The sequence below is a fragment of the Serpentinicella sp. ANB-PHB4 genome (genome assembly GCF_031432315.1).
Lineage (GTDB): Bacteria > Bacillota > Clostridia > Peptostreptococcales > Natronincolaceae > Serpentinicella.
Genome location: NZ_JAVKGO010000003.1, coordinates 100,458 through 121,426 on the forward strand (window position 1 = coordinate 100,458; position 20,969 = coordinate 121,426).

The 20,969-nt window shown below is 33.0% G+C and carries 19 protein-coding genes and 1 other annotated feature; of the genes, 12 read left to right on the top strand and 7 right to left on the bottom strand.

Annotated features, from left to right (window positions below; translation table 11 throughout):
* The first annotated feature begins 5 nt into the window (after positions 1-5).
* Both clpX and phaZ read left to right on the top strand, forming a co-directional pair.
* On the top strand, positions 6-1,283 hold the full coding sequence (gene clpX, locus RH915_RS04085) for an ATP-dependent protease ATP-binding subunit ClpX (RefSeq protein WP_310478066.1): 1,278 nt from the start codon (positions 6-8) through the stop codon (positions 1,281-1,283).
* A gap of 169 nt (positions 1,284-1,452) precedes the next feature.
* Entirely contained in the window at positions 1,453-2,463 is a 1,011-nt protein-coding gene (phaZ, locus tag RH915_RS04090; RefSeq protein WP_310478067.1) for an intracellular short-chain-length polyhydroxyalkanoate depolymerase, read from the top strand.
* A gap of 91 nt (positions 2,464-2,554) precedes the next feature.
* Here the strand turns inward: phaZ and RH915_RS04095 are convergent, their stop codons facing one another.
* The gene (locus RH915_RS04095) at positions 2,555-3,079 is read right to left on the bottom strand and encodes a chromate transporter (protein WP_310478069.1); all 525 of its coding nucleotides are present in this window, start codon (positions 3,077-3,079) and stop codon (positions 2,555-2,557) included.
* Positions 3,076-3,615: a chromate transporter gene (locus RH915_RS04100; RefSeq protein WP_310478070.1), complete on the bottom strand. Its 540-nt coding sequence runs from the start codon at positions 3,613-3,615 to the stop codon at positions 3,076-3,078. The genes RH915_RS04095 and RH915_RS04100 overlap by 4 nt, the downstream gene beginning before the upstream one ends.
* A 306-nt stretch (positions 3,616-3,921) precedes the next feature.
* Here RH915_RS04100 and lonB point away from each other — a divergent pair, with 306 nt between their 5' ends.
* The 3 genes from lonB (at position 3,922) to yihA (ending at position 8,726) form a co-directional block, all read left to right on the top strand.
* A complete protein-coding gene (gene lonB, locus RH915_RS04105) occupies positions 3,922-5,604 on the top strand; it encodes an ATP-dependent protease LonB (protein ID WP_310478071.1) in 1,683 nt (560 codons plus the stop codon).
* A gap of 175 nt (positions 5,605-5,779) precedes the next feature.
* The gene (gene lon / locus RH915_RS04110; RefSeq protein WP_310478072.1) at positions 5,780-8,125 is read left to right on the top strand and encodes an endopeptidase La; all 2,346 of its coding nucleotides are present in this window, start codon (positions 5,780-5,782) and stop codon (positions 8,123-8,125) included.
* A complete protein-coding gene (yihA, locus tag RH915_RS04115; RefSeq protein WP_310478074.1) occupies positions 8,115-8,726 on the top strand; it encodes a ribosome biogenesis GTP-binding protein YihA/YsxC in 612 nt (203 codons plus the stop codon). Before lon ends, yihA begins: the two co-directional genes overlap by 11 nt.
* Before the next feature lie 123 nt (positions 8,727-8,849).
* Here the strand turns inward: yihA and rd are convergent, their stop codons facing one another.
* Positions 8,850-9,008 (bottom strand): rubredoxin, encoded by a 159-nt coding sequence (gene rd, locus RH915_RS04120; protein ID WP_310478076.1) that lies wholly within the window; start codon positions 9,006-9,008, stop codon positions 8,850-8,852.
* Between the two features lie 521 nt (positions 9,009-9,529).
* Positions 9,530-9,742 (top strand) — a binding site (T-box leader).
* An 85-nt stretch (positions 9,743-9,827) separates the two neighbouring features.
* Between rd and RH915_RS04125 the strand changes: the two genes are divergently transcribed.
* Together RH915_RS04125 and proB are read left to right on the top strand one after the other, a co-directional pair.
* Positions 9,828-11,069: a glutamate-5-semialdehyde dehydrogenase gene (locus RH915_RS04125; protein WP_310478078.1), complete on the top strand. Its 1,242-nt coding sequence runs from the start codon at positions 9,828-9,830 to the stop codon at positions 11,067-11,069.
* Positions 11,070-11,079: 10 nt separating this feature from the next.
* Entirely contained in the window at positions 11,080-11,877 is a 798-nt protein-coding gene (proB, locus tag RH915_RS04130; protein ID WP_310478079.1) for a glutamate 5-kinase, read from the top strand.
* Between the two features lie 116 nt (positions 11,878-11,993).
* Here the strand turns inward: proB and RH915_RS04135 are convergent, their stop codons facing one another.
* Entirely contained in the window at positions 11,994-12,422 is a 429-nt protein-coding gene (locus RH915_RS04135; protein WP_310478080.1) for an aspartate carbamoyltransferase regulatory subunit, read from the bottom strand.
* Positions 12,416-13,348, bottom strand: coding sequence for an aspartate carbamoyltransferase (gene pyrB, locus RH915_RS04140; protein WP_310478082.1), 933 nt, complete (start codon positions 13,346-13,348; stop codon positions 12,416-12,418). Before pyrB ends, RH915_RS04135 begins: the two co-directional genes overlap by 7 nt.
* A gap of 363 nt (positions 13,349-13,711) precedes the next feature.
* On the opposite strand from pyrB, the gene RH915_RS04145 reads away from it, so the two are divergent.
* From RH915_RS04145 to RH915_RS04165, 5 genes are all read left to right on the top strand, one after another.
* Positions 13,712-15,241, top strand: coding sequence for an ADP-ribosylglycohydrolase family protein (locus tag RH915_RS04145; protein ID WP_310478083.1), 1,530 nt, complete (start codon positions 13,712-13,714; stop codon positions 15,239-15,241).
* Between the two features lie 116 nt (positions 15,242-15,357).
* Positions 15,358-16,860, top strand: coding sequence for a cardiolipin synthase (gene cls, locus RH915_RS04150; protein ID WP_310478084.1), 1,503 nt, complete (start codon positions 15,358-15,360; stop codon positions 16,858-16,860).
* 124 nt (positions 16,861-16,984) lie between these two features.
* On the top strand, positions 16,985-17,980 hold the full coding sequence (locus tag RH915_RS04155) for an acyl-CoA dehydratase activase-related protein (RefSeq protein ID WP_310478085.1): 996 nt from the start codon (positions 16,985-16,987) through the stop codon (positions 17,978-17,980).
* On the top strand, positions 17,952-19,061 hold the full coding sequence (locus RH915_RS04160) for a CoA protein activase (protein WP_310478086.1): 1,110 nt from the start codon (positions 17,952-17,954) through the stop codon (positions 19,059-19,061). Before RH915_RS04155 ends, RH915_RS04160 begins: the two co-directional genes overlap by 29 nt.
* Positions 19,036-20,019 carry an acyl-CoA dehydratase activase gene (locus tag RH915_RS04165; RefSeq protein ID WP_310478088.1) on the top strand — a complete coding sequence of 328 codons (984 nt, stop codon included), beginning with the start codon at positions 19,036-19,038 and terminating at the stop codon, positions 20,017-20,019. Before RH915_RS04160 ends, RH915_RS04165 begins: the two co-directional genes overlap by 26 nt.
* A gap of 45 nt (positions 20,020-20,064) precedes the next feature.
* Here the strand turns inward: RH915_RS04165 and RH915_RS04170 are convergent, their stop codons facing one another.
* Positions 20,065-20,460, bottom strand: a complete 396-nt coding sequence (locus RH915_RS04170; protein WP_310478090.1) for a DUF1622 domain-containing protein — start codon at positions 20,458-20,460, stop codon at positions 20,065-20,067.
* 314 nt (positions 20,461-20,774) lie between these two features.
* The gene (locus RH915_RS04175; protein ID WP_310478092.1) at positions 20,775-20,960 is read right to left on the bottom strand and encodes a DUF1858 domain-containing protein; all 186 of its coding nucleotides are present in this window, start codon (positions 20,958-20,960) and stop codon (positions 20,775-20,777) included.
* Between the last annotated feature and the right edge of the window lie 9 nt (positions 20,961-20,969).

Consider the following 20,969-nt stretch of genomic DNA (forward strand, 5'->3'; position numbering starts at 1 on the left):
AATATATGTCTAGGTATGAAGAGAAAAAACAATTGAAATGCTCCTTTTGCGGTAAGTCCCAGGACCAAGTTAAAAGATTAATTGCTGGTCCAAATGTATACATTTGTGATGAGTGTATAGAGCTGTGTCAAGAAATTATTCAGGAAGAGTTTGAAGAAAATGTTGACATAGGTATGGTGGATTTACCAAAACCTAGAGAGATAAGAGATATACTAGATCAATATATTATTGGACAGGATAAAGCCAAGAAGACACTTGCAGTTGCAGTGTATAACCATTATAAAAGAATTAATTTTGAAGGAAAAAGCGATGATGTAGAGCTACAAAAAAGTAATATAGTAATGGTTGGTCCTACAGGCTCAGGTAAGACCTTACTGGCACAAACATTAGCTAAGCTACTTAATGTACCTTTTGCGATCGCAGATGCAACTTCTTTAACAGAGGCAGGTTATGTTGGCGAAGACGTAGAGAATATTTTATTAAAATTAATCCAAGCTTCAGATTACGATATTGAAAAAGCTGAAAAAGGGATTATCTATATTGATGAAATAGACAAAATAGCGAAAAAGTCAGAAAACCCTTCCATAACAAGAGACGTTAGTGGTGAAGGCGTGCAGCAAGCACTGTTAAAAATTCTTGAGGGTACTGTTGCTAGTGTACCACCACAAGGTGGAAGAAAACACCCACATCAAGAGTTTATACAGATTGACACAACCAATATACTCTTTATATGTGGCGGTGCATTTGATGGTATCGATCAAATTATAAAGAAAAGAATGGGCCAATCATCCATGGGATTCGGTGCTGAATTAAAGAGTAAAGAAAACTTAGATATTGGAAGTCTATTAATGAAGATGCAATCTGAAGACTTATTAAAGTATGGTCTAATTCCTGAGTTTGCAGGAAGATTACCAGTGTTAGTAACCCTTGATGCTTTAGATGAAGAGGCTTTAATAAGAATATTGACAGAACCTAAAAATGCTTTGACAAAGCAGTATTACAAGCTCTTTGAATTAGATGATGTTTCAGTTGAGTTCAATAAAGAAGCATTAGAACTAGTAGCTCAAAAAGCAATTGAGCGAAAAGCAGGTGCTAGAGGGCTAAGAGGTATTCTTGAAAATATTATGATGGACATTATGTATGATGTACCATCTAGAGAAGATATTGAAAAAATAATTATCACAAAAGATACGGTGGAACATGGTAGTGAACCTACAATCGTACTAAAAAAAGAAGATTTAAACAAGAAATCAGAAGATGATGAAGAAACAACTGCATCATAAAAAATGCCCCAGTGTATCTGGGGCATTTTAGTTTATACATAGTAAAGTTCTAAGTGGTAATAAAGACAATATTAGTCTTTACATAATTAACAAACTACTTTGTTAGTTAATAATATAAAGATTAATAGGAGATTATAATAACTAAGGCAATTAAAGGAGCGTGAAAAAAGTGTCTTATAAAGTATTCAAAGCAATGTATGATTTTAGCCAAAAAAGTAGAGAATTATATCCTAAAGTTTGTAATATAGCATACAACACAGTTTCTCCTTATAAAATTAAGCCCTTTGATTTAGAAGTAGAGCGAGGTATTTCACTAAAAAAAATTAAGCTAGAAAATGGTGAGATTTTAGGATATAGAGAAGCAGGAAGTGGGGAAAAAGTTTTAGTATTAATACACGGGAATATGAATTCATCCAAAAATTATGATATGTTAATGGAAAAAATACAAAATCAATACAAAATATATGCTGTAGATTTAAGAGGCTTTGGAATTTCTACTTATAATCAACCAATAGAAAAAATGAAAGATTTTTCTGAAGATGTTAAACAATTTATACAGGCTTTAAATATAAAAAAATGCTCAGTAATGGGGTGGTCTGCTGGAGGGGCAGTTGCTATGCAGCTGGCTGTTGACTATCCTGAATTAATAGAAAAGCTTGTTTTGTTATGCTCTGCTAGTACTTATGGATATCCTTTTCATAAAAAAGACATTTTAAGTGGAAAGCCCAACGGCGAACAGGTTACAACAAAGGATGAGGTAGCTAAAGAGGTACGTTACTTATTAAAGGCAATTTCTTTTAGAAATACATGGATTCTAAAAAAATTCTGTGATAATTTTCTATACACAGTGAAAAAACCACCATTTATGCGATATAAAGCTTACTTAGAAGAAATGATTAAACAAAGAAATCTCGTAGATTTAAACTATGCTTTAATAACATTTAATATTTCTCATAAACATAATGGGGTTGTTGAAGGCAGTGGAGAGGTTGATCATATTACAATGCCAACCTTAGTTATACATGGGAAAAAAGATCCGGTTATATCTAGGGAAATGTCTGATTATGTAGTAAAAGAAATTGGTGAAAATGCAAGTTTGGCAGTGTTAGAGAATAGTGGACACACTCCAATTGTAGATGAACTAAGCAGTTTAATTAAGGTGCTAAATCAGTTTCTATAAAAAGAATTAATATATGAGGAAATTTGCATATAACATTAATTAATTTCCTCTTTCAAATAAAATTGATTAAATTTTATAATGAGCAAAGCAATTAGATAGCGTATAAAACCATCCCTAAAAAACCAGAAATAAAAATTGCACCAATAGGATGGAGTTTAAATTTAATTAAAGTTAAAAGAATAACTAAGAAAATAACACCACTATAGATATCTGTAATAGACGTATCAACTAAAGAAATACAAGCTGCAGCAATAAGTCCAATAACTGCTGGACGGATCCCGGAAAAAACCCCTTTAATAAAATTAGAATCCCGGTATTTATTTAAAAATTGAGATATAAATAAAACTAATAAAAATGGAACAGCGATCACACTTAGTGTAGCTAAGACTGCACCAGGTAGACCAAGATGCGTATAGCCCACAAAAGTAGCTGAGTTTATTGCAATGGGACCAGGTGACATCTGGGAAATAGCAATTATATCAATAAATTCACTCTCCGTTAACCATTGATTTATATGTACTACTTCTTCTTCAATAACTGGAAGCATGGCATATCCACCACCAAAGCTAAAAGCACCAATTTTTATAAAAGCAATCATTAATCTTATATAACTCATACAGATCCTCCTTTACGATGAAAAATGAAACCGAAAAAACCGCAAGCAATGATTACAAAAATAGGATGGATATTAAAGAATACAATGCTTATAAAGGATAAAATGACGATAATAATATTAAATAAAGTTCGTGGGAGAGGCTTAGATAACTTTATTGCAGCTAATAAAATTAAAGCAATAATTGCAGGACGAATACCATTAAAAAAGTATTGTATTTGCTCAATATCACGAATTAAATGATAGAAAGTGGCAATGACAATGATTGCAGTTAATGAAGGTAAAATCGTACCTAATAGGGCTACGGTAGCGCCTTTTTTTTGTCTTAACTTTAAACCAATAAATAAAGATGTACTTACTGCAATTGGACCGGGTAAGCTTTGAGAAATTGCAGTAATATCCAAAAACTCTTCATCGGTTACAAGACCCTCTTTTTCAACAAACTCTTTTTGCATAATAGACACCATGGCGTAACCACCACCAAAAGTAAAGGCGCCGATTTTTAAAAAAATAAGAAAAAGCTTTTTTAAAGACAGCATATAAAAATTCCTCCAGATAAAAAAATAAAATGTTGATTATGAGATCCGTCAACAAATTAGGAAATTGAATAATTATATTATTACAGGTTTTCATAGAATAAATATACAAACAATTTCCTTTAGTAATTACCACAGTTATATAGTTACTCATTATCCAGTATAACATAACTTGATTTTTTTCTGTACCTTTCTTACTTCCTGTATTTGCTTATCATGATATCTACTATATACGGATTAAAATAACTTTCTATGTGTATAATAAATTTATAGATATCCAATGACTTTCTTTAGAAGGGAGACAGGATCTTGCCAAACTTTATATTTTTAATTCAATTCTTTTTTGCTGTTGTTATTGGACTTTACTTTTTAACACTGCTTAAAAGTCAACATGGAAGCAAGTCAGCCATAGAAAAGGAATCAAAAAAAGAAACAGAAAAACTAAGACAATTAAGGGAAAATGCACTAACTGTTCCTTTATCAGAACATACACGTCCTAGTTCATTTAATGAAATTATTGGACAAGAAGATGGACTAAAAGCGCTAAAAGCAGCCCTTTGCAGCCCTAATCCCCAGCATGTAATAATATATGGCCCCCCCGGAGTTGGAAAAACAGCTGCTGCTAGGGTTATTTTAGAAGAAGCTAAAAAAAACACACATTCACCATTCAACTTTAGATCAAAATTTGTAGAAATGGATGCAACAACCCTAAGGTTTGATGACAGAGGCATAGCAGATCCTTTAATGGGTTCCGTTCATGACCCTATATATCAGGGTGCGGGTCCTTTAGGCCAAGCAGGGATTCCGCAGCCAAAACCCGGGGCGATTACAAAAGCCCATGGAGGAATGCTATTTCTTGATGAAATTGGTGAATTACATCCAGTACAGATGAATAAACTGCTAAAGGTTTTAGAAGACCGAAAGGTTTTCTTAGAAAGTGCATATTACAACGCAGAGGATACAAATATACCCCAGCACATACATGATATATTTCAAAATGGGTTACCAGCAGACTTTAGATTAGTTGGTGCAACAACAAAGGGCCCAGCAGAATTGCCTCCAGCATTAAGATCAAGGTGTGTAGAGATTTATTTTAGACCACTTTTACCAGAAGAAGTAGGGGTAATTGCGAAAAATGCAAGTAAGAAAAGTGGATTTGAAATAGAAGAACAAGCCGTAGAAGAAATTAAGAAGTACGCTACAAACGGTAGAGAGGCAGTAAATATTGTACAAATTACAGCGGGACTAGCCTTAACAAACAGGCGCAAAAAGATAACCATAGCAGATGTAGAATGGGTGATAGAGAGTGGACACTACAGCCCAAGACCAGATAAAAAAGTCTATGATGAACCTTCTGTTGGGTGTGTAAATGGGCTAGCCGTCTACGGAGCAAATATGGGAGTATTGATCGACATCGAAGTAACAGCTACAGAGGTTCCAAAAGAAAATAAGGGAAGGGTTATTGTTACAGGAATCATACAATCTGAGGAGACAAATAGTCCAGGAAAAACTCTAAAAAGAAAAAGTACAGCCTCGGACTCAGTAGACAATGTATTAACGGTTATTAAAAATAATTTTAAAATAAATCCCAATAACTATGAAATCCACTTAAACTTTCCAGGGGGCATACCAATTGATGGTCCTTCCGCTGGTATAACAATGGTAACAGCAATATATTCTGCTTTAACAAACAAATTAATTGATAACAAGCTAGCGATGACAGGTGAGGTTTCTATAAGAGGGAAAGTTAAGCCAGTAGGTGGGATTTCTTCAAAAATAAATGCAGCTAAACAAGCTGGTTGCAGTAGAGTGATTATACCAAAAGATAATTATCAAGATCGTTTTAAAACCTTAGATATTGAAGTAATTCCAGTTACAACAATTGAAGAAGTAATTCAATTATCTATTTATGATGAGAGAGATGACAAAAAATCTCCTGTGGATCTAATAGATTTAGTAGCAGCATTAGGACGTGATGAACAAAAAAAATAATATACCCTAAAAAATACGACTTTTACGATAGAATCATTAAAGTACAGGTCGTATTTTTCCTTTTAGTGTGGTAAAATTTTATTTTGAAAGAAAAAAACTGTAAATAATGATATAATATTTCGGATAGGGGTAAAATATTTATATAAATGCTGCAGAAGAGAAGGGAGAATTTAGGATGGAAGAAAAATCAATAAAGACACGTACGATTCCTTTAATTCCATTAAGAGGTGTAACGATCTTTCCATATATGGTGTTACATTTTGATGTTGGTCGTGAGCGTTCGATTAATGCATTAGAAGAAGCTATGGTAAACGATCAGCTTGTTTTCTTAGTGTCTCAAAAAGATGTTGAAGTAAATGCACCAAAACCAGAAGACTTTTATCATACAGGAACAATATCTAAAATTAAGCAAATGCTAAAACTTCCTGGAGATACGATCAGGGTATTAGTAGAAGGTATTTCTAGAGCTAAAATAAGTGATATCACACAAGAAACCCCCTACTTTACAGTAGAAGTGGAAGAACAAGAAGGGTTCAAGGAAGAAGAAACAAATGAAGAAATTGAAGCACTTATGCGTGGTGTGTTAGAGGCATTTGAGAACTACATAGATGTTAGCAATAAAATTTCTTCGGAAGTGCTTTTAGCAATGAATGAAATTGAAGTTCCAGGAAGACTAGCAGATATGGTTGCGTCAAATATTGTATTAAAACCAACCCAAAATCAACAGATTTTAGAAGCCTTCGATGTTACAGAAAGATTAGAAGTTTTATACAAATACATATTAGAAGAAATTCAAATTCTTGAAATAGAAAAGAAAATTAATAGCAGAGTTAAAAAGCAAATCAATAAAGTGCAAAAAGAATATTACTTAAGAGAGCAGTTAAAAGCAATACAAAAAGAGCTTGGAGAAGATGAGGGCTTAGTAGAAGAAGTTGACGAATACAAACAACAGCTGAAAAAACTAAAATTTCCAAAGGATATACACGATAAAGTACAAAGAGAAGTAGATCGACTATTGAAACTAGCTCCATCTTCTGCTGAAGTAGGGGTAGTTAGAAACTATGTTGATTGGATATTTAATTTACCTTGGAAAAAAGAGACAAAAGATCGTCTAGACCTAAAGGTTTCATCAAAGATTTTAGATGATGACCACTATGGTTTAGAAAAAGTGAAGGAAAGAATCCTTGAATATCTAGCAATTAGACAGCTTTCAAAATCCATGAAAGGGCCTATTCTATGCTTAGTTGGGCCTCCAGGAGTGGGAAAAACGTCCATTGCCAAATCCATAGCAGCATCTTTAAATAGAAAGTTTGTTAGAATGTCTCTTGGTGGAGTTAGAGATGAAGCTGAGATAAGAGGCCATAGAAGAACCTATGTGGGAGCAATGCCAGGAAGGCTTATTTCTGCCATGCGTCAAGTAGGCTCTAAGAATCCGGTACTACTTTTAGACGAAATAGATAAGCTAGCTAGTGACTTTAGAGGGGATCCTGCGTCAGCGTTGCTTGAAGTGCTTGACCCAGAACAAAACAATACTTTTACAGATCATTATCTCGAAATACCCTTTAATTTATCAAAGGTTATGTTTATTACAACAGCCAATTCATTAGATACGATTCCAAGACCTTTATTAGATCGTATGGAAGTCATTCGAATTGCCGGTTATACTGAGGAAGAAAAATATAAAATAGCGGATAAATACTTATTGCCTAAGCAAGTAAAAGAGCATGGCTTAAAGAAAGATCAAATTCAAGTATCTGAAAAAGCAATTAGAGATATTGTAACCTACTACACTAGAGAGTCAGGTGTTAGAAATTTAGAGAGACAGATTGCAAATGTTTGTCGTAAAGCAGCAAAAAGGATAGTCGAAGAAAAGGTGAAGACCGTAAGAGTGATGCCTAATAATCTAAATAAATATTTAGGTAAAAAGATTTATTCTTTTGAGATGATGAATGAAAAAGACGAAGTTGGTGTAGCAAGAGGATTAGCTTGGACAGCTGTTGGTGGAGACACTTTATCAATAGAGGTAACACCAATGAAAGGGAAAGGAAAGCTATCCCTTACTGGAAGACTTGGTGACGTGATGAAAGAGTCCGCCCAAGCTGCCATAAGCTATACTCGCTCAAAAGTAGAAGAATTTGAGATTGATCCAGATTTCCATGAAAAAGTTGATTTACACATTCATGTCCCTGAAGGTGCAACACCAAAGGATGGACCATCAGCTGGTATAACCATGGCAACTGCGGTTATATCTGCATTAACAAATATACCTGTGAGGAAAGATATTGCAATGACCGGGGAGATCACACTAAGAGGCAGAGTGTTGCCTATAGGCGGTGTAAAAGAAAAGGTATTAGCCGCAAAGCGGGCAGGAATTAAAAATATCATTCTTCCAATGGAGAATAAAAAAGATGCAGATGACATACCAGAAAACATTAGAAAAACAATTAAATTAAATTTTGTAGACCATATGGATGAAGTACTAGAATATGCGCTAAAAAGGGGCGAAAACAATGAAGATTAAAACTTCAGATATTGTAATTTCAGCAGTAGCACCGGCCCAGTACCCAGAGGATGAATTACCAGAAATTGCAATGGTAGGCCGTTCAAACGTTGGTAAGTCTTCAACGATCAATACGATATTGGGTAGAAGAAATCTTGCAAGAGTAAGTCAAAATCCTGGAAAGACAAGAACAATAAATTTTTATATCATAAATAAAGAATTTTATTTAGTAGATCTACCCGGTTATGGTTACGCTAGGGTTTCTAAATCTGAAAGAGCTTCTTGGGGCAAAATGATGGAGACTTATTTAGCGGGTAGACCTAATTTACAAGAAGTACTTCTACTTGTTGATATACGCCATGACCCAACAGCAGATGATAAGCTAATGTATGAATGGATAAGACATTATGGCTATGGTAGAATTGTTGTGGCAACGAAGTCGGATAAAATATCAAAAAACCAACAACAAAAAAGCATAAAAAATATTAGACAAAAACTACAAATGGCTTCAGATGCAAAAGTCGTACCCATATCTTCCTTAAAGAAATTAGGGATAGATGATTTGTGGAAAGCGATAGAAAAACAATTTGAAGAGAATGATTTACCCATTACAATAGAATAGATAAGTTTTTATGCTATACAAAAATAAAGATTTTATTTATTTTATTAGTAATATAAAAGGAGCAGATATTAAAAAATATCTGCTCCTTTTTAAAGAGAGATGTAAACTGTAAACAAGTATTTATTATTCTGTAGGCTCAAACATATCTTTTGTAACACCACAGATAGGGCAAACCCAATCATCAGGAATATCCTCAAAAGCAGTACCTGGTTCTATCCCTGCATCAGGATCACCTAACTCAGGATCATATACATAACCACATGGTATGCAAACATATCTCATATTAAAAACTCCTTCCTTATAATCATGGAATAATTTCACATTGTTAAGTATACCCACAGATTCTATAACTTAAACAAACTTTTTATTCTTTTAAATCTTAAAAGAATAAAATAAGTAATTTTACTTTCCAATATAAAAATATGTTATGGATATACCCACACCATATTGTACAAAACCCATAAAGCTTCAAAGGTAGTTATTTAAGTTTTTTATAAATCCGATATAGTAGCGCAATTATAAAAGCTAGTGCGCCAACATTTAAAATTAACATAAGAATACCAATAAGACTAAATTCAATAGTGCCCAACAACAGTATCCCCTCCTAGTAAGTTGTAATTTATTTCGATTTATTAAAACACTAACATATACATATTGTAGAAACATGTAGAATAATGCGATAACAGTATAATTTATATTGAATTAGTTAGACTTCATTATTATAATTGAGGAAACCCTACACTTCCCAATTCTATAATTGACACAAAAAAGAATTTTATATATAATTAGTTTTAATTAAACATATAAAAACAAAGAAAGAGAGTAGTAAAAAAGGGATGTTTCACAGAGAGTAAGGCATAGTTGAGAGCCTTGCAAACTTAACTTTTTGAACCCACTCTGGAGTCTTTTAGCCTAACAAGCTATTACGGGTAATTCCGTTAACAATTGTTAAGTAGGGTCTAACAAAAGACCAACTTAGGGTGGTACCGCGGGTAAAATAAACTCTCGTCCCTGTTTACAGGGAGGGGATTTTTTGAGTTTTTGTTACTTTTTCTAATATGTTAAGGATACAGATATATAATATAAAAAAGGAGTGATCATATGTCTCAGTTATTAAATACTTGTAAAGAACTAAAAAAAGCAGCACAAACTTTAGTTACAGTTGATACGAAATCAAAAAATGAAGCACTAAAACAAGTGGCCCTAAGCCTAAAGAAAAATCAAGACTTCATTATTAACGAAAACATGAAGGATATTGAAAATGCACGAGCAAAAGGTATGAAAGAAAGTTTAATTGACCGCTTAAAGTTAGACGAAACAAGAATTGATGGCATGACAAAGGATATACAAACAATCATAGACTTAAATGACCCTGTATGGAAAAGTAATGATGTTTGGACACTAGAGAACGGACTAATAGTAAGTAAAATGACAGTACCGATTGGCGTAGTAGGGATTATATACGAATCAAGACCAAATGTCACAATCGATGCATTTGCCCTAACCTTAAAAAGTGGAAACTGTATTTTGTTAAGGGGAAGCTCAACAGCGATTAACTCTAACAGAGCATTAGTTAAAGTGGTAAAAGAGGGATTAAGAAATAGTCCAATTTCTGAAAATGTTATTGGATTTATAGACGATGTGGATAGAGAAATTGTAAAAGAGATGTTAACATTAAATGACTATATAGATCTAATCATACCAAGAGGTGGAAACGACCTAATACAAATGGTAGTGAAAAATGCAACAGTACCAACGATTGAAACTGGCGTAGGTAACTGTCATATTTTCGTAGATGAAACTGCAGATGTAAAAAATGCTGTTGATATTATTGAAAATGCAAAAACACAACGTGCAGGGGTATGTAATGCTTGTGAAACCACTCTAGTACACAAAAACATGGCTAAGGATTTATTGCAAGAGCTTCATAAGCGTGTAGATGGTAGAGTCGAGTTAAGAGCTTGTGAAAAATCTAGAGTGCATATAGATGTCAAAGTGGCAAAAGAAACAGATTGGGCAGAAGAATATCTTGACTTTATATTAGCCGTAAAAGTAGTAGAGAATATAGACGAAGCGATCGATCATATACATCAATTTGGAACAAAGCATTCAGAGGCGATTTTAACAGAGAACTTATCAAATGCAAACAGGTTTAGCAGAGAAATCGACGCTGCTGCAGTATATGTAAATGCATCTACCCGTTTTACTGATGGATCTCAATTTGGTTTTGGGGCTGAGATGGGTATTAGTACACAAAAAATGCATGCCCGAGGACCAATGGGATTAAATGAATTAGTTACTGTAAAATACACAATTGTTGGTCAAGGACAAATAAGAGAATAAGGGGTACATCATGATAGCTGAGTTATTAAAAAATAGCAGAAAAATTGTAATTAAAATAGGTAGTAATACCTTATCCAATGATGATGGTACAATAAATAAAGCATTTATGCAGAAATTAAGTGACAATGTTAATGATCTAATGAATCAAGGGAAACAAGTTGTGATCGTTTCTTCCGGTGCAAGAATAGCCGGTGTATCTACAATACAGCGTTGGCGAAGAAAAGAAGATATTCATTACAAACAAGCCCTTTGTGCAATAGGGCAAGTCGAGTTAATGGATGCTTATAGAAGAGTTTTTGAAACCCATGAAATTCATATTGGACAAATGCTTTTAACAAGAGAGGATTTTTCTTGCCCGAACAGAACATTAAATATTAGAAATACACTTTTTACACTGGTTGATGAAGGCGTTGTTCCGGTGATCAATGAAAATGATACAGTTTGTGTCGCAGAAATTAAAATAGGAGATAACGACAGCCTAGCAGCCCTAGCAGCTAATCTATGGAATGCAGATCTACTAGTATTATTTAGTGATATTGATGGTGTTTACAATAAAAATCCTAAAGTATTTAAAGATGCAGAGCTACTTGAAGTCGTAACAGACCCAGTACATTTGTTAGAAACCATTGAAGTTGGAGATACAAATGATTTTGGTACCGGTGGAATCTGTACAAAAATTGAAGCAGCAAAGACAGTAAACTATTACGGCATACCTATGGTATTAGCCAATGGAAAAAAAGAAAATATTTTAACTAAACTAATAAACGAAGAGGAAAAAGCAACGCTTTTCTTACCAAAATCAGAATGATTTAAAATACTAAAAAGAACACATTCGCTGATAATAAAATAAAGCGAATGTGTTCTTTCAGTTAAATATAAGTAAAAATAAAATTTGAAAGTTTACTAGAATTAATCCGCTTAATTTTACAGCTTATATTCGGTAATCTCCTCGCAATAGTTACACTTATATTTTGTCTTATCTCCTTCAACAAGGGTAAACTCTGATATTGCATAATCATCGATAGAGGTAATACACCTAGGATTTTTACATTGAAATAGACCAGTAACTTTTTCTGGAAGCACAAGTTTTTTCTTCTCCACTCGTTCACCATTTTCAATGATATTAACCGTTATGTTTGGATCAATTAGCCCCAAGGCCTTTAAATCTAAATCAATAGAATCCTGAATTTTAATAATATCTTTTTTTCCAAGCACTTTACTTGGTACATTCATTAAAAGAACAACTGGAGAATTCAGCTTATCTAAATTTAATTTTTGGAAAATCTTTAAGCCTTTCCCCGATGAGATATGATCAATTACAATCCCCCGCTGAATACTAGTTACCTTTAACATTCTACCACCCCCAATAGAAGTGCCATAAGCGCCATTCTCCCATAAACACCTAGCTTTGCTTGCTCAAAATACTTTGCTCTAGGATCATGATCAACATCATAGTGAATTTCATTAACTCTTGGTAACGGATGCATTACAAGCATGTCTTTTTTAGCTTCTTTAAGTTTATCTTTACATAATACATAACTATCTTTTAGCTTTACGTATTCCTCTTCGTTAAAAAAACGCTCTTTTTGTATTCGTGTCATATATAAAATATCTACTTCATTAATATAGCTTTCTAAAGAATCTGTTTCAGTAATGGTAACATTATACTGCGTTAATAAGTCCTCTTTTAAATGTTGGGGAATTTTTAATTGCTCTGGTGAAATAAGCACAAATTCCATATTAGGAAACCGACTCAAGGTTTTTAACAAAGAGTGAACCGTACGTCCAAATAGTAAGTCACCACAAAATGCAACTTTTAAGTTAGAAATATCTCCTTTATAATGCTTAATTGTTATTAAGTCTGTTAAAGTTTGGGTCGGGTGTTGGTGTCCGCCGTCGCCTCCATTAATAACGGGAACAGATGAAAATTCGGATGCAAGCTTAGGGGCACCCTCTCTTGGATGTCGCATAACCAGAATATCTGCGTAGCCATCCAGTACACGTATTGTATCAGCAATACTTTCCCCTTTGCTAACAGAGCTAGTAGAAGCATCAGAAAAACCAAGTACACTACCCCCCATACGTAGCATTGCAGACTCAAAGCTAAGACGGGTTCTTGTACTTGGTTCATAAAATAAAGTCCCTAATATTTTCCCTCTGCATATATCTGAATAAACTGAAGGATTTTTGTAAATATCTAAACCTAATCCAATTACTTTATTTAGTTCTTCTATTGAAAAGTCATTTGGATCAATTAGATTTCTTCCTTTTAACTTCATCATAAAACCTCCCTAACAGAATTTTCTTGGGAGTGTATACTCCCTTATTAGTCTCTCAGAACTAATTTAAAGGTAAATTTCTTAAAATATAACATGTTAAAAAAGTAAAGTCAATATACAGTCAGTGTAAAGTTAATTGTTACTTTAAAAGATATATTAATTAATTAAAGGAAATTGAGATATAAAGTCGAAATAAAGTTAATGTGAAAAAATATATAAATCACTTTAGCATCTATTAAGTCAGGTTAGGAAATTATACAATTTTATTTTGCATTATTTTTATTTAATCCCTAAGTTTAATTAGCAATTTTCTCAATTGCAATTTGCACGAGTAAGATTAATATGCTATTAAGAGGTGAAAAAATGCACTCAGAAACTTTAGAAAAACTCTATGACTTTTTAGTTTATGAAAATAATATACCAAAATTTATGCAATTCAATGAAAGTATAAACTTAGTTCCTAAGTCGAAAATAGATTACTTAGATAAGATAAGGGGTGCCTTTGTTGGTCTAGCAATTGGTGATGCCTTTGGCAATTTTGTTGATGGGCAATATGGTAATGAAAAAGAATATGCAATGAATTTATTTAAAAGTAACCGGCATTCTATGTCATTAACTGTAACTGATGATACAGAGATGACTATTTTAATTGCTGAGTCATTAATAATTAATCAAGGGTTTAATCCTGAAGATATAGCGAATCGATTTATTAAATACCCCATTACAGATAGCGGGGAAACCCTTAAGACATTTATTACTAATTATAGAGATCGAAGATTAGAATGGTTTAGAAGTGGTGTAGATTCAGCTGGAAATGGTGCAGCAATGAGATGTGCCCCAGCGGCACTTATTAATTATGGTGATTATACTTCTCTTAAGATGTTAGCTGGTATTCAAGGTGTTATTACACATGTAGATGAGATGGCCACGGCGTCAAGTATTGGACTAAGTGTTGCTATTGCCCAGCTACTTAATACGGAACCCTTTATTCTAAATGACAAGAAGCAATTAAATGATATTTTATCTATGGTGGGAAAAAGTATAAAAGGGATAGAAACCACACTTTACACAACAAAAGCAAAGGAAGACACAAATTTATATAACAGAATAAATTTTGATTTATATGATTATTTAGATGAAGATAGGACAGTAAGTGAAGTGGAAAAGATTATTGGGAGTAGTGCATATGTGTTAGAGTCACTTCCTTTAGCCATGTACGCCTTTTTAAGACACCCTAATAACTTTGATGAAATTTTAAGAGAATGTTTAAATGCAGAGGATACTGATACAGTTACAAGTATGGCTTTAACTTTAGTTGGAGCTTATATTGGGTTTAGTAATATACCGAGAGTTTATATTAGTAAGGTACGGAACCTGGAAGAAATACTTGTATTATCGGACAGACTATTCGAACTATCACTAAAAAACAAACTTAATAACCCTTATAGAAGAATGAGAGAACAAAGCAAAACCGAAGTAGAAGAAGAAAAGCCAAAAGACGAAATTGATCAACTTATTTGGCTTGGGATAAAGCATAATAAACAAGCGCAATATGAACTTTCTGTTAAATACTTTGAAACCTTATTGAAAAAGTATCCTGAGTTTAAGAAAAATGAAAAAATAAAGTTAAATATTATCGAAGCTTACGAAGGCTTAGGGAGCAGATACATAGAAAAAAGCCATTTTGATGAAGCGCTTAAATATTTTAAAAGAGCTTTAGAATATGATTTAAATCATCCAGAAATTCTTTGCAACTTGGCAGTAACTTATTTAAATCTTGATGATCTAGGGAAGGCAGAAAAATACGCTAGAAGAGCAGTTGAAATTGCTCCTAACTACAAAATTGGGAAAGAAGTCTTATCAGCTGTAAAGGGATTAAACAGAAATATATAATAAACAAAAGGAAATCTGAAGCAGCAACCAGGTTTCTTTTTTTGTACATAAATAGAATGATTGGTAAAAGACTATACTAAAGAAAATATAAGAATTTACACAAAAGAGGTGTTACAATGATTGAATTTTTTATTATAGTAACTTGTTTATTATTTGCAACGGTTTTTTTCTTTAATTTTTTTAATGTAATACCCCAGTTATTAATAATAGGGTTTTATCCTTATGCAGTTGCACTAACAATGGTATTTGCAGTACTATTGTTTATTTCAAATTTTATAAAGGGACAAACAGGACTATTAATTATAAAAATAATATTAAGTGTTTTATTTATTCTAGCATTTATAACACTGATATTAATATGGCAAAATGCAAGACAACCTAACGGCTATAAAAAAAAATATAGTGATTATATTAGACAAGCTGAAAAATTAGTAGATGCAACTGGAAAAAGTAAAGGCTTAGAGGGTATAAGGAACCAAGGTATAGCAACAATGATTGAGAGTAGCTCAGGGCTACCCGTTACATACAATAATCAAGTATCCCTACTAACTGATCCAAAACATTATTTTGACGAAATGATAGAAGAAATTAAGAAAGCAGAGCACCATGTCCATATCCTATTTTATATTACAAGAGATGATAAAATAGGTGAAAAATTCAAAAATGCATTGATACAAAAAGCAAAAGAAGGAGTAGAGGTTCGTTTTATATACGATGCTTTAGGCAGCTTCAAATTAAGCAAAGGGTATAGAAATGCCCTTGAAGATGCAGGAGTAGAAATTTATCCTTTTAATACAGTTAAACATTCCCTTATAACTGGAAAGTTGAATAATAGAATCCATAGGAAAATGTTAATTGTTGATGGTAACGTTGCTTTTACCGGTGGAGCTAATTTAGGGGATGAATATCTAGGTCGGGATGAAAATATTGGTCAGTGGCAAGATCTATTAATCAAAATGAAGGGTGAATCCGTAAATTGGTTACAGAAAATATTTTTAGCAGACTGGTATTATCTAACGGACCAAAAACTAATGGATAAAGTTTACTATCCTAAATCAAGTGTGGAGAAAGAATTACCAGTACAAGTAGTGGCTGGAGGATTTGATACAGGGTGGCATGAAATACAGCAAAAGTATTTTTCTCTCATTAATGCAGCAACAGAGAGATTATATATATCAACACCATATTTTGTATTAAATGATGCAATATTAGAAGCATTACAAACAGCAGCACTAAGAGGAGTAGATGTAAAAATAATCGTACCAGACAAGACAGAGTCATTTATAATAGATTGGCTAAACGAATCATTTTTTCCAGAAATATTAAAATCTGGAGTAGAAATTTATATGTATAGCAATGGTTTTTTACATACAAAGGCTGTTGTTGTAGATGATGAAATTCTATCCGTCGGGTCTTCGAACTTAAATATGCGAAGCTACTATTTAGACTATGAATTAAATGTCTTAATTTTTAACAAAGAACTTTGTAATCAAATGGTAGAAGCAATAGATAGGTATATAGATAAAAGTACAAGAATTAAATATAAGGATTATGAGCGTTTGTCTTTTACACAAAAGATCAGACAAATCATTGGAAGGATTATACTACCAATGTCTTAGAGATTATAATATTATTCCTCCTATCCAAAACTGTACAAGATACTTTTGAAATTTTGTCCAATAACCTAAGTATATATCTCGAATATTAAGGTAATAATAGACAGATGTTGAAGGGAGGAATAATATGGCTATAAAAATAGGTATACCCCGTGCACTATGGTTTTTTGATTATTATCCTTTGTGGAAAACATTTTATGAAGAGCTGGGAGCAGAAGTGATTTTATCAGATCCAACCAATAAAGAAACATTGGATTTGGGAGTTAAAAATACAGTGGATGAGGCATGTTTACCAGTTAAAATATTCCACGGACATGTTTTAAACTTAAAAGATCGTGTTGATGTAATATTTATACCAAAAGTGATGAGTGTTTATGAGAATGAATATATCTGTCCAAAATTTTGCGGACTGCCAGAGATGGTAAACCACTCTATACCTGGTTTGCCCCAAATAATAGACACAGAAATTAATTTTAATCGTTCAAGAAAAAGCTTGAAATGGACTATATATCAATTTGGTAGGGTTATTACGAAAAATCCGATAAAAATATGGAACGCATATAAAAAAGCATTAGAAGTTTATAACCAATATAGAGAAAAAATTATGGACGGGAATTTTCCTTTAGACGGAGAAATTAACGAAGTGTTAACCCAAAAAAATATTAAGCAGAAAAAAAATATAAAGGTTGCCCTCCTAGGTCACTCCTATAATATTTTTGATAGTTATGGATCTATGAATTTAATTCAAAAGTTATTAGATCAGCATATTGAAGTGATTGTGCCCGAAATGATGGATTTTGAAGAAATAAACCATAATGTAGGTCAGTTAGAAAAGAAAATGTTTTGGAGTTTTGGTCGGAAAATACTTGGAACGGCAATGCATATAGCTGAAAAAAATGAAGTAGATGGTGTTATATATTTATCATCCTTTGGATGTGGAATTGACTCTATAATCGAAGATTTATCTGAAAGAAAAACAAGAAAGTCTGCTGAAATTCCATATTTGTTAATTACAGTAGATGAGCATACAGGAGAGGCTGGTGTAAATACAAGACTAGAAGCATTTTTAGACATGATTGAATGGAGGAAAAGAGATGAAAATAACCTTTCCGCACATGGGTAATCAGTACATTGGAACAAAAGTACTTCTAGAAGAACTGGGATTAGATGTAATTGTACCAGATGCGTGTAGTAAAGAAACACTTAATATTGGGACAAAGCATTCCCCAGAATCTATTTGTCTGCCACTAAAAATTAATATTGGTAATTTTATTGAGAGTATTAGAAAAGGAGCAGATACCATTATCATGATTGGGAGTTGTGGTCCTTGTCGTTTTGGGTACTACTCTATTTTACAAAAAGAAATATTAAAAGAAATAGGTGAACAGGTTAATATCTATTTACTGGATGCCCCACAAGGTGATTATAAAAAATTTTTTAGTGGAATATTTGAATTAGCAAATACGAAAAATCCTTTTAAAATAATAAAGGCACTTTATAGAGCAGTACGTATTCTTTATCAAATAGATGATTTAGAGAAAATTGCATATTACAAAAGACCCCGACAGAAAGAAATTGGAGCAGTTGATTTTTATTATGAACAATTACATAAAGACATAAGAAATGTTTATGGATATAAAGCCATTTCAAAGTTGATTAAACAAGCTAAGAAAAACATACTAAGCGTTGAGGAAGATCCAGATAAAGAAGTAATTAAAGTAGGCTTAATAGGGGAAATCTATACAATTATTGAACCTTCCGTTAATTTACATATGGAAAAAAGATTGGGAGAAATGGGTGTAGAAATCCACAAATCTTTAAGTCTCAGTAAGTGGGTAACAGAACACTTAATTTTGCATCCTTTGAAGCTGACAAGAGAAAAGAAAGTGTGGAAGGCTGCAAAACCCTATTTAAAAACAATGATTGGTGGGCATGCCCGAGAAACAGTTGGTTACGGGGTGCTTTACGCAGAGCAAGGATTTGATGGCTTAATACAGGTGTATCCTTTTACATGTATGCCTGAGATTGTAGCACAGAGTATCATGCCTAGAATAGAAAAAGAGTACGATATTCCATACTTATGTTTAATTGTTGATGAAATGACTGGCGAAGCTGGTTTTAATACACGACTAGAAGCATTTGTGGATTTACTCGTAAAAAGAAAGGAGCAAAAAACAAGTGAAGAACTGTTACTTAGGTATTGATGTTGGTTCAGTTAGTACAAATGTAGTATTAATGGATGATGAACATGAAATTTTAGGTAAAGTATATACCAAAACCCAAGGCAGGCCAATAGATGCAATACAAAGAGGGCTAAAGGAAGTTAAAGAAAATATAAAAGAAGATATTAAAGTAAGAGGCGTTGGCACAACAGGAAGTGGTAGACAGCTAGCATCAATAATAGTTGGTGCAGATGTTGTGAAAAACGAAATAACAGCCCACGGAATTGCAGCTTTAAATTTTGTAGACGGTGTAAGAACCATACTGGAAATAGGGGGGCAAGACTCTAAAATAATATTACTTAAAAATGGTGTCATTAGCGATTTTGCAATGAATACTGTTTGTGCAGCTGGGACAGGCTCCTTTTTAGATCGTCAGGCAGCAAGAATGGGTATTGAGATTCAAAATTTCGGCGAATTAGCACTATCATCTACAAATTCTGTAAGAATCGCTGGGCGTTGTGCAGTTTTTGCAGAATCTGACATGATACATAAACAACAGCTTGGACATAACCAAGAAGATATAATAAAAGGATTATGTGATGCCTTGGTAAGAAACTTCTTAAATAACTTAGGCAAAGGAAAAGAAATTGCCGGACCAGTTGTATTTCAAGGTGGTGTAGCGGCTAATGTGGGCATTAAAAAATCCTTCGAAGAAGCCTTAGGACAGGAGGTTTTTGTACCTCCTCATCATGATGTAATGGGTGCAATTGGATGTTGTTTACTAGCTAAAGAACATGCAGCAAAAGGCAAACCAACAAGCTTTAATGGTTTTGATATCATTCATTCAGGATACAACGTAAAAGGTAGAGAGTGCCATGATTGTGCAAATCTATGTGAAGTTATAGAGATTGTACAGGATGGACAAGTAATGGCCCAGTGGGGGGATAAATGCGGTAAATGGAGTAGCTTAACAAAAGAGAGAAAAGAAAAACTAGCATAAGACAAATTAAACCAACTTACCTCAGTAATGCTGAGGTAAGTTGGTTTAATTATTTGGAGCATTTCGATCAGCATGTTGAGATTCAGAGGATTTTTTCTTTAGTCTTAAGAATTCATTACAATGTTTTGTGTCTGATTCAATTTCCCAATGAATAACAAAGGTCAAAATAACTCTTAGTACAACGACAGCGGCAAGTATAGAAACATCTCCTAATGTTCTAACAGTAACAGTTTTTAAAATCTCGCCGGCTAACTTGAATTCAAGACCTAAAGCCAAAGATTTGGCTAATTCAATCTTAATGGTGTCATCAGTAAAATTAAAGCCAGTCTTAGCATATTTGTAAAAAGCTTTTACAGCTGTAAAAGTAATAACAAACATGCCCATAGCTTCAAGTAAATGAATAGCATAAGTTACTAGGTTTTCAAAAAAGTGAATTAACAATTTTAATGCGCCTCCTATTAATGTAGTACATTATTATTATGCGCCTAAAAATTACAGCTGTAAATACATAAGATTAAATAAAAAAAGAATATTCCGAAGAATATTCTTTTTCACTTGAGGAAATTGCATAATTACATTATCAAAGGTTTTCATAGAATAAATATACAAAATGTTACCTGAGGTCGCGCCTCATTTGTTGACTTGTATCATTGAATTTATAGCAAAAAAACAAGTCGACAAATTCGAAGCAGGGAGGGTATATTTTTTATATTTTTTCGACTAAATTTAATGATGCAATTTCCTTACTTAATAGATTATGCATTTAATTTTTCAAGTAATTCATCTACGTCAATACCGTGAACACCAGCAGCTTGGGCTAAAGTCTCCATTTGTGAGGAAGGACAACCTAAGCATCCCATACCAAAGCTCATTAAAATAGAAGCTGCGTCTGGGTTCATTCTAAGTATGTCACTGATTAAAGTATCTTTTGTAATTTTCATAAGGCACCT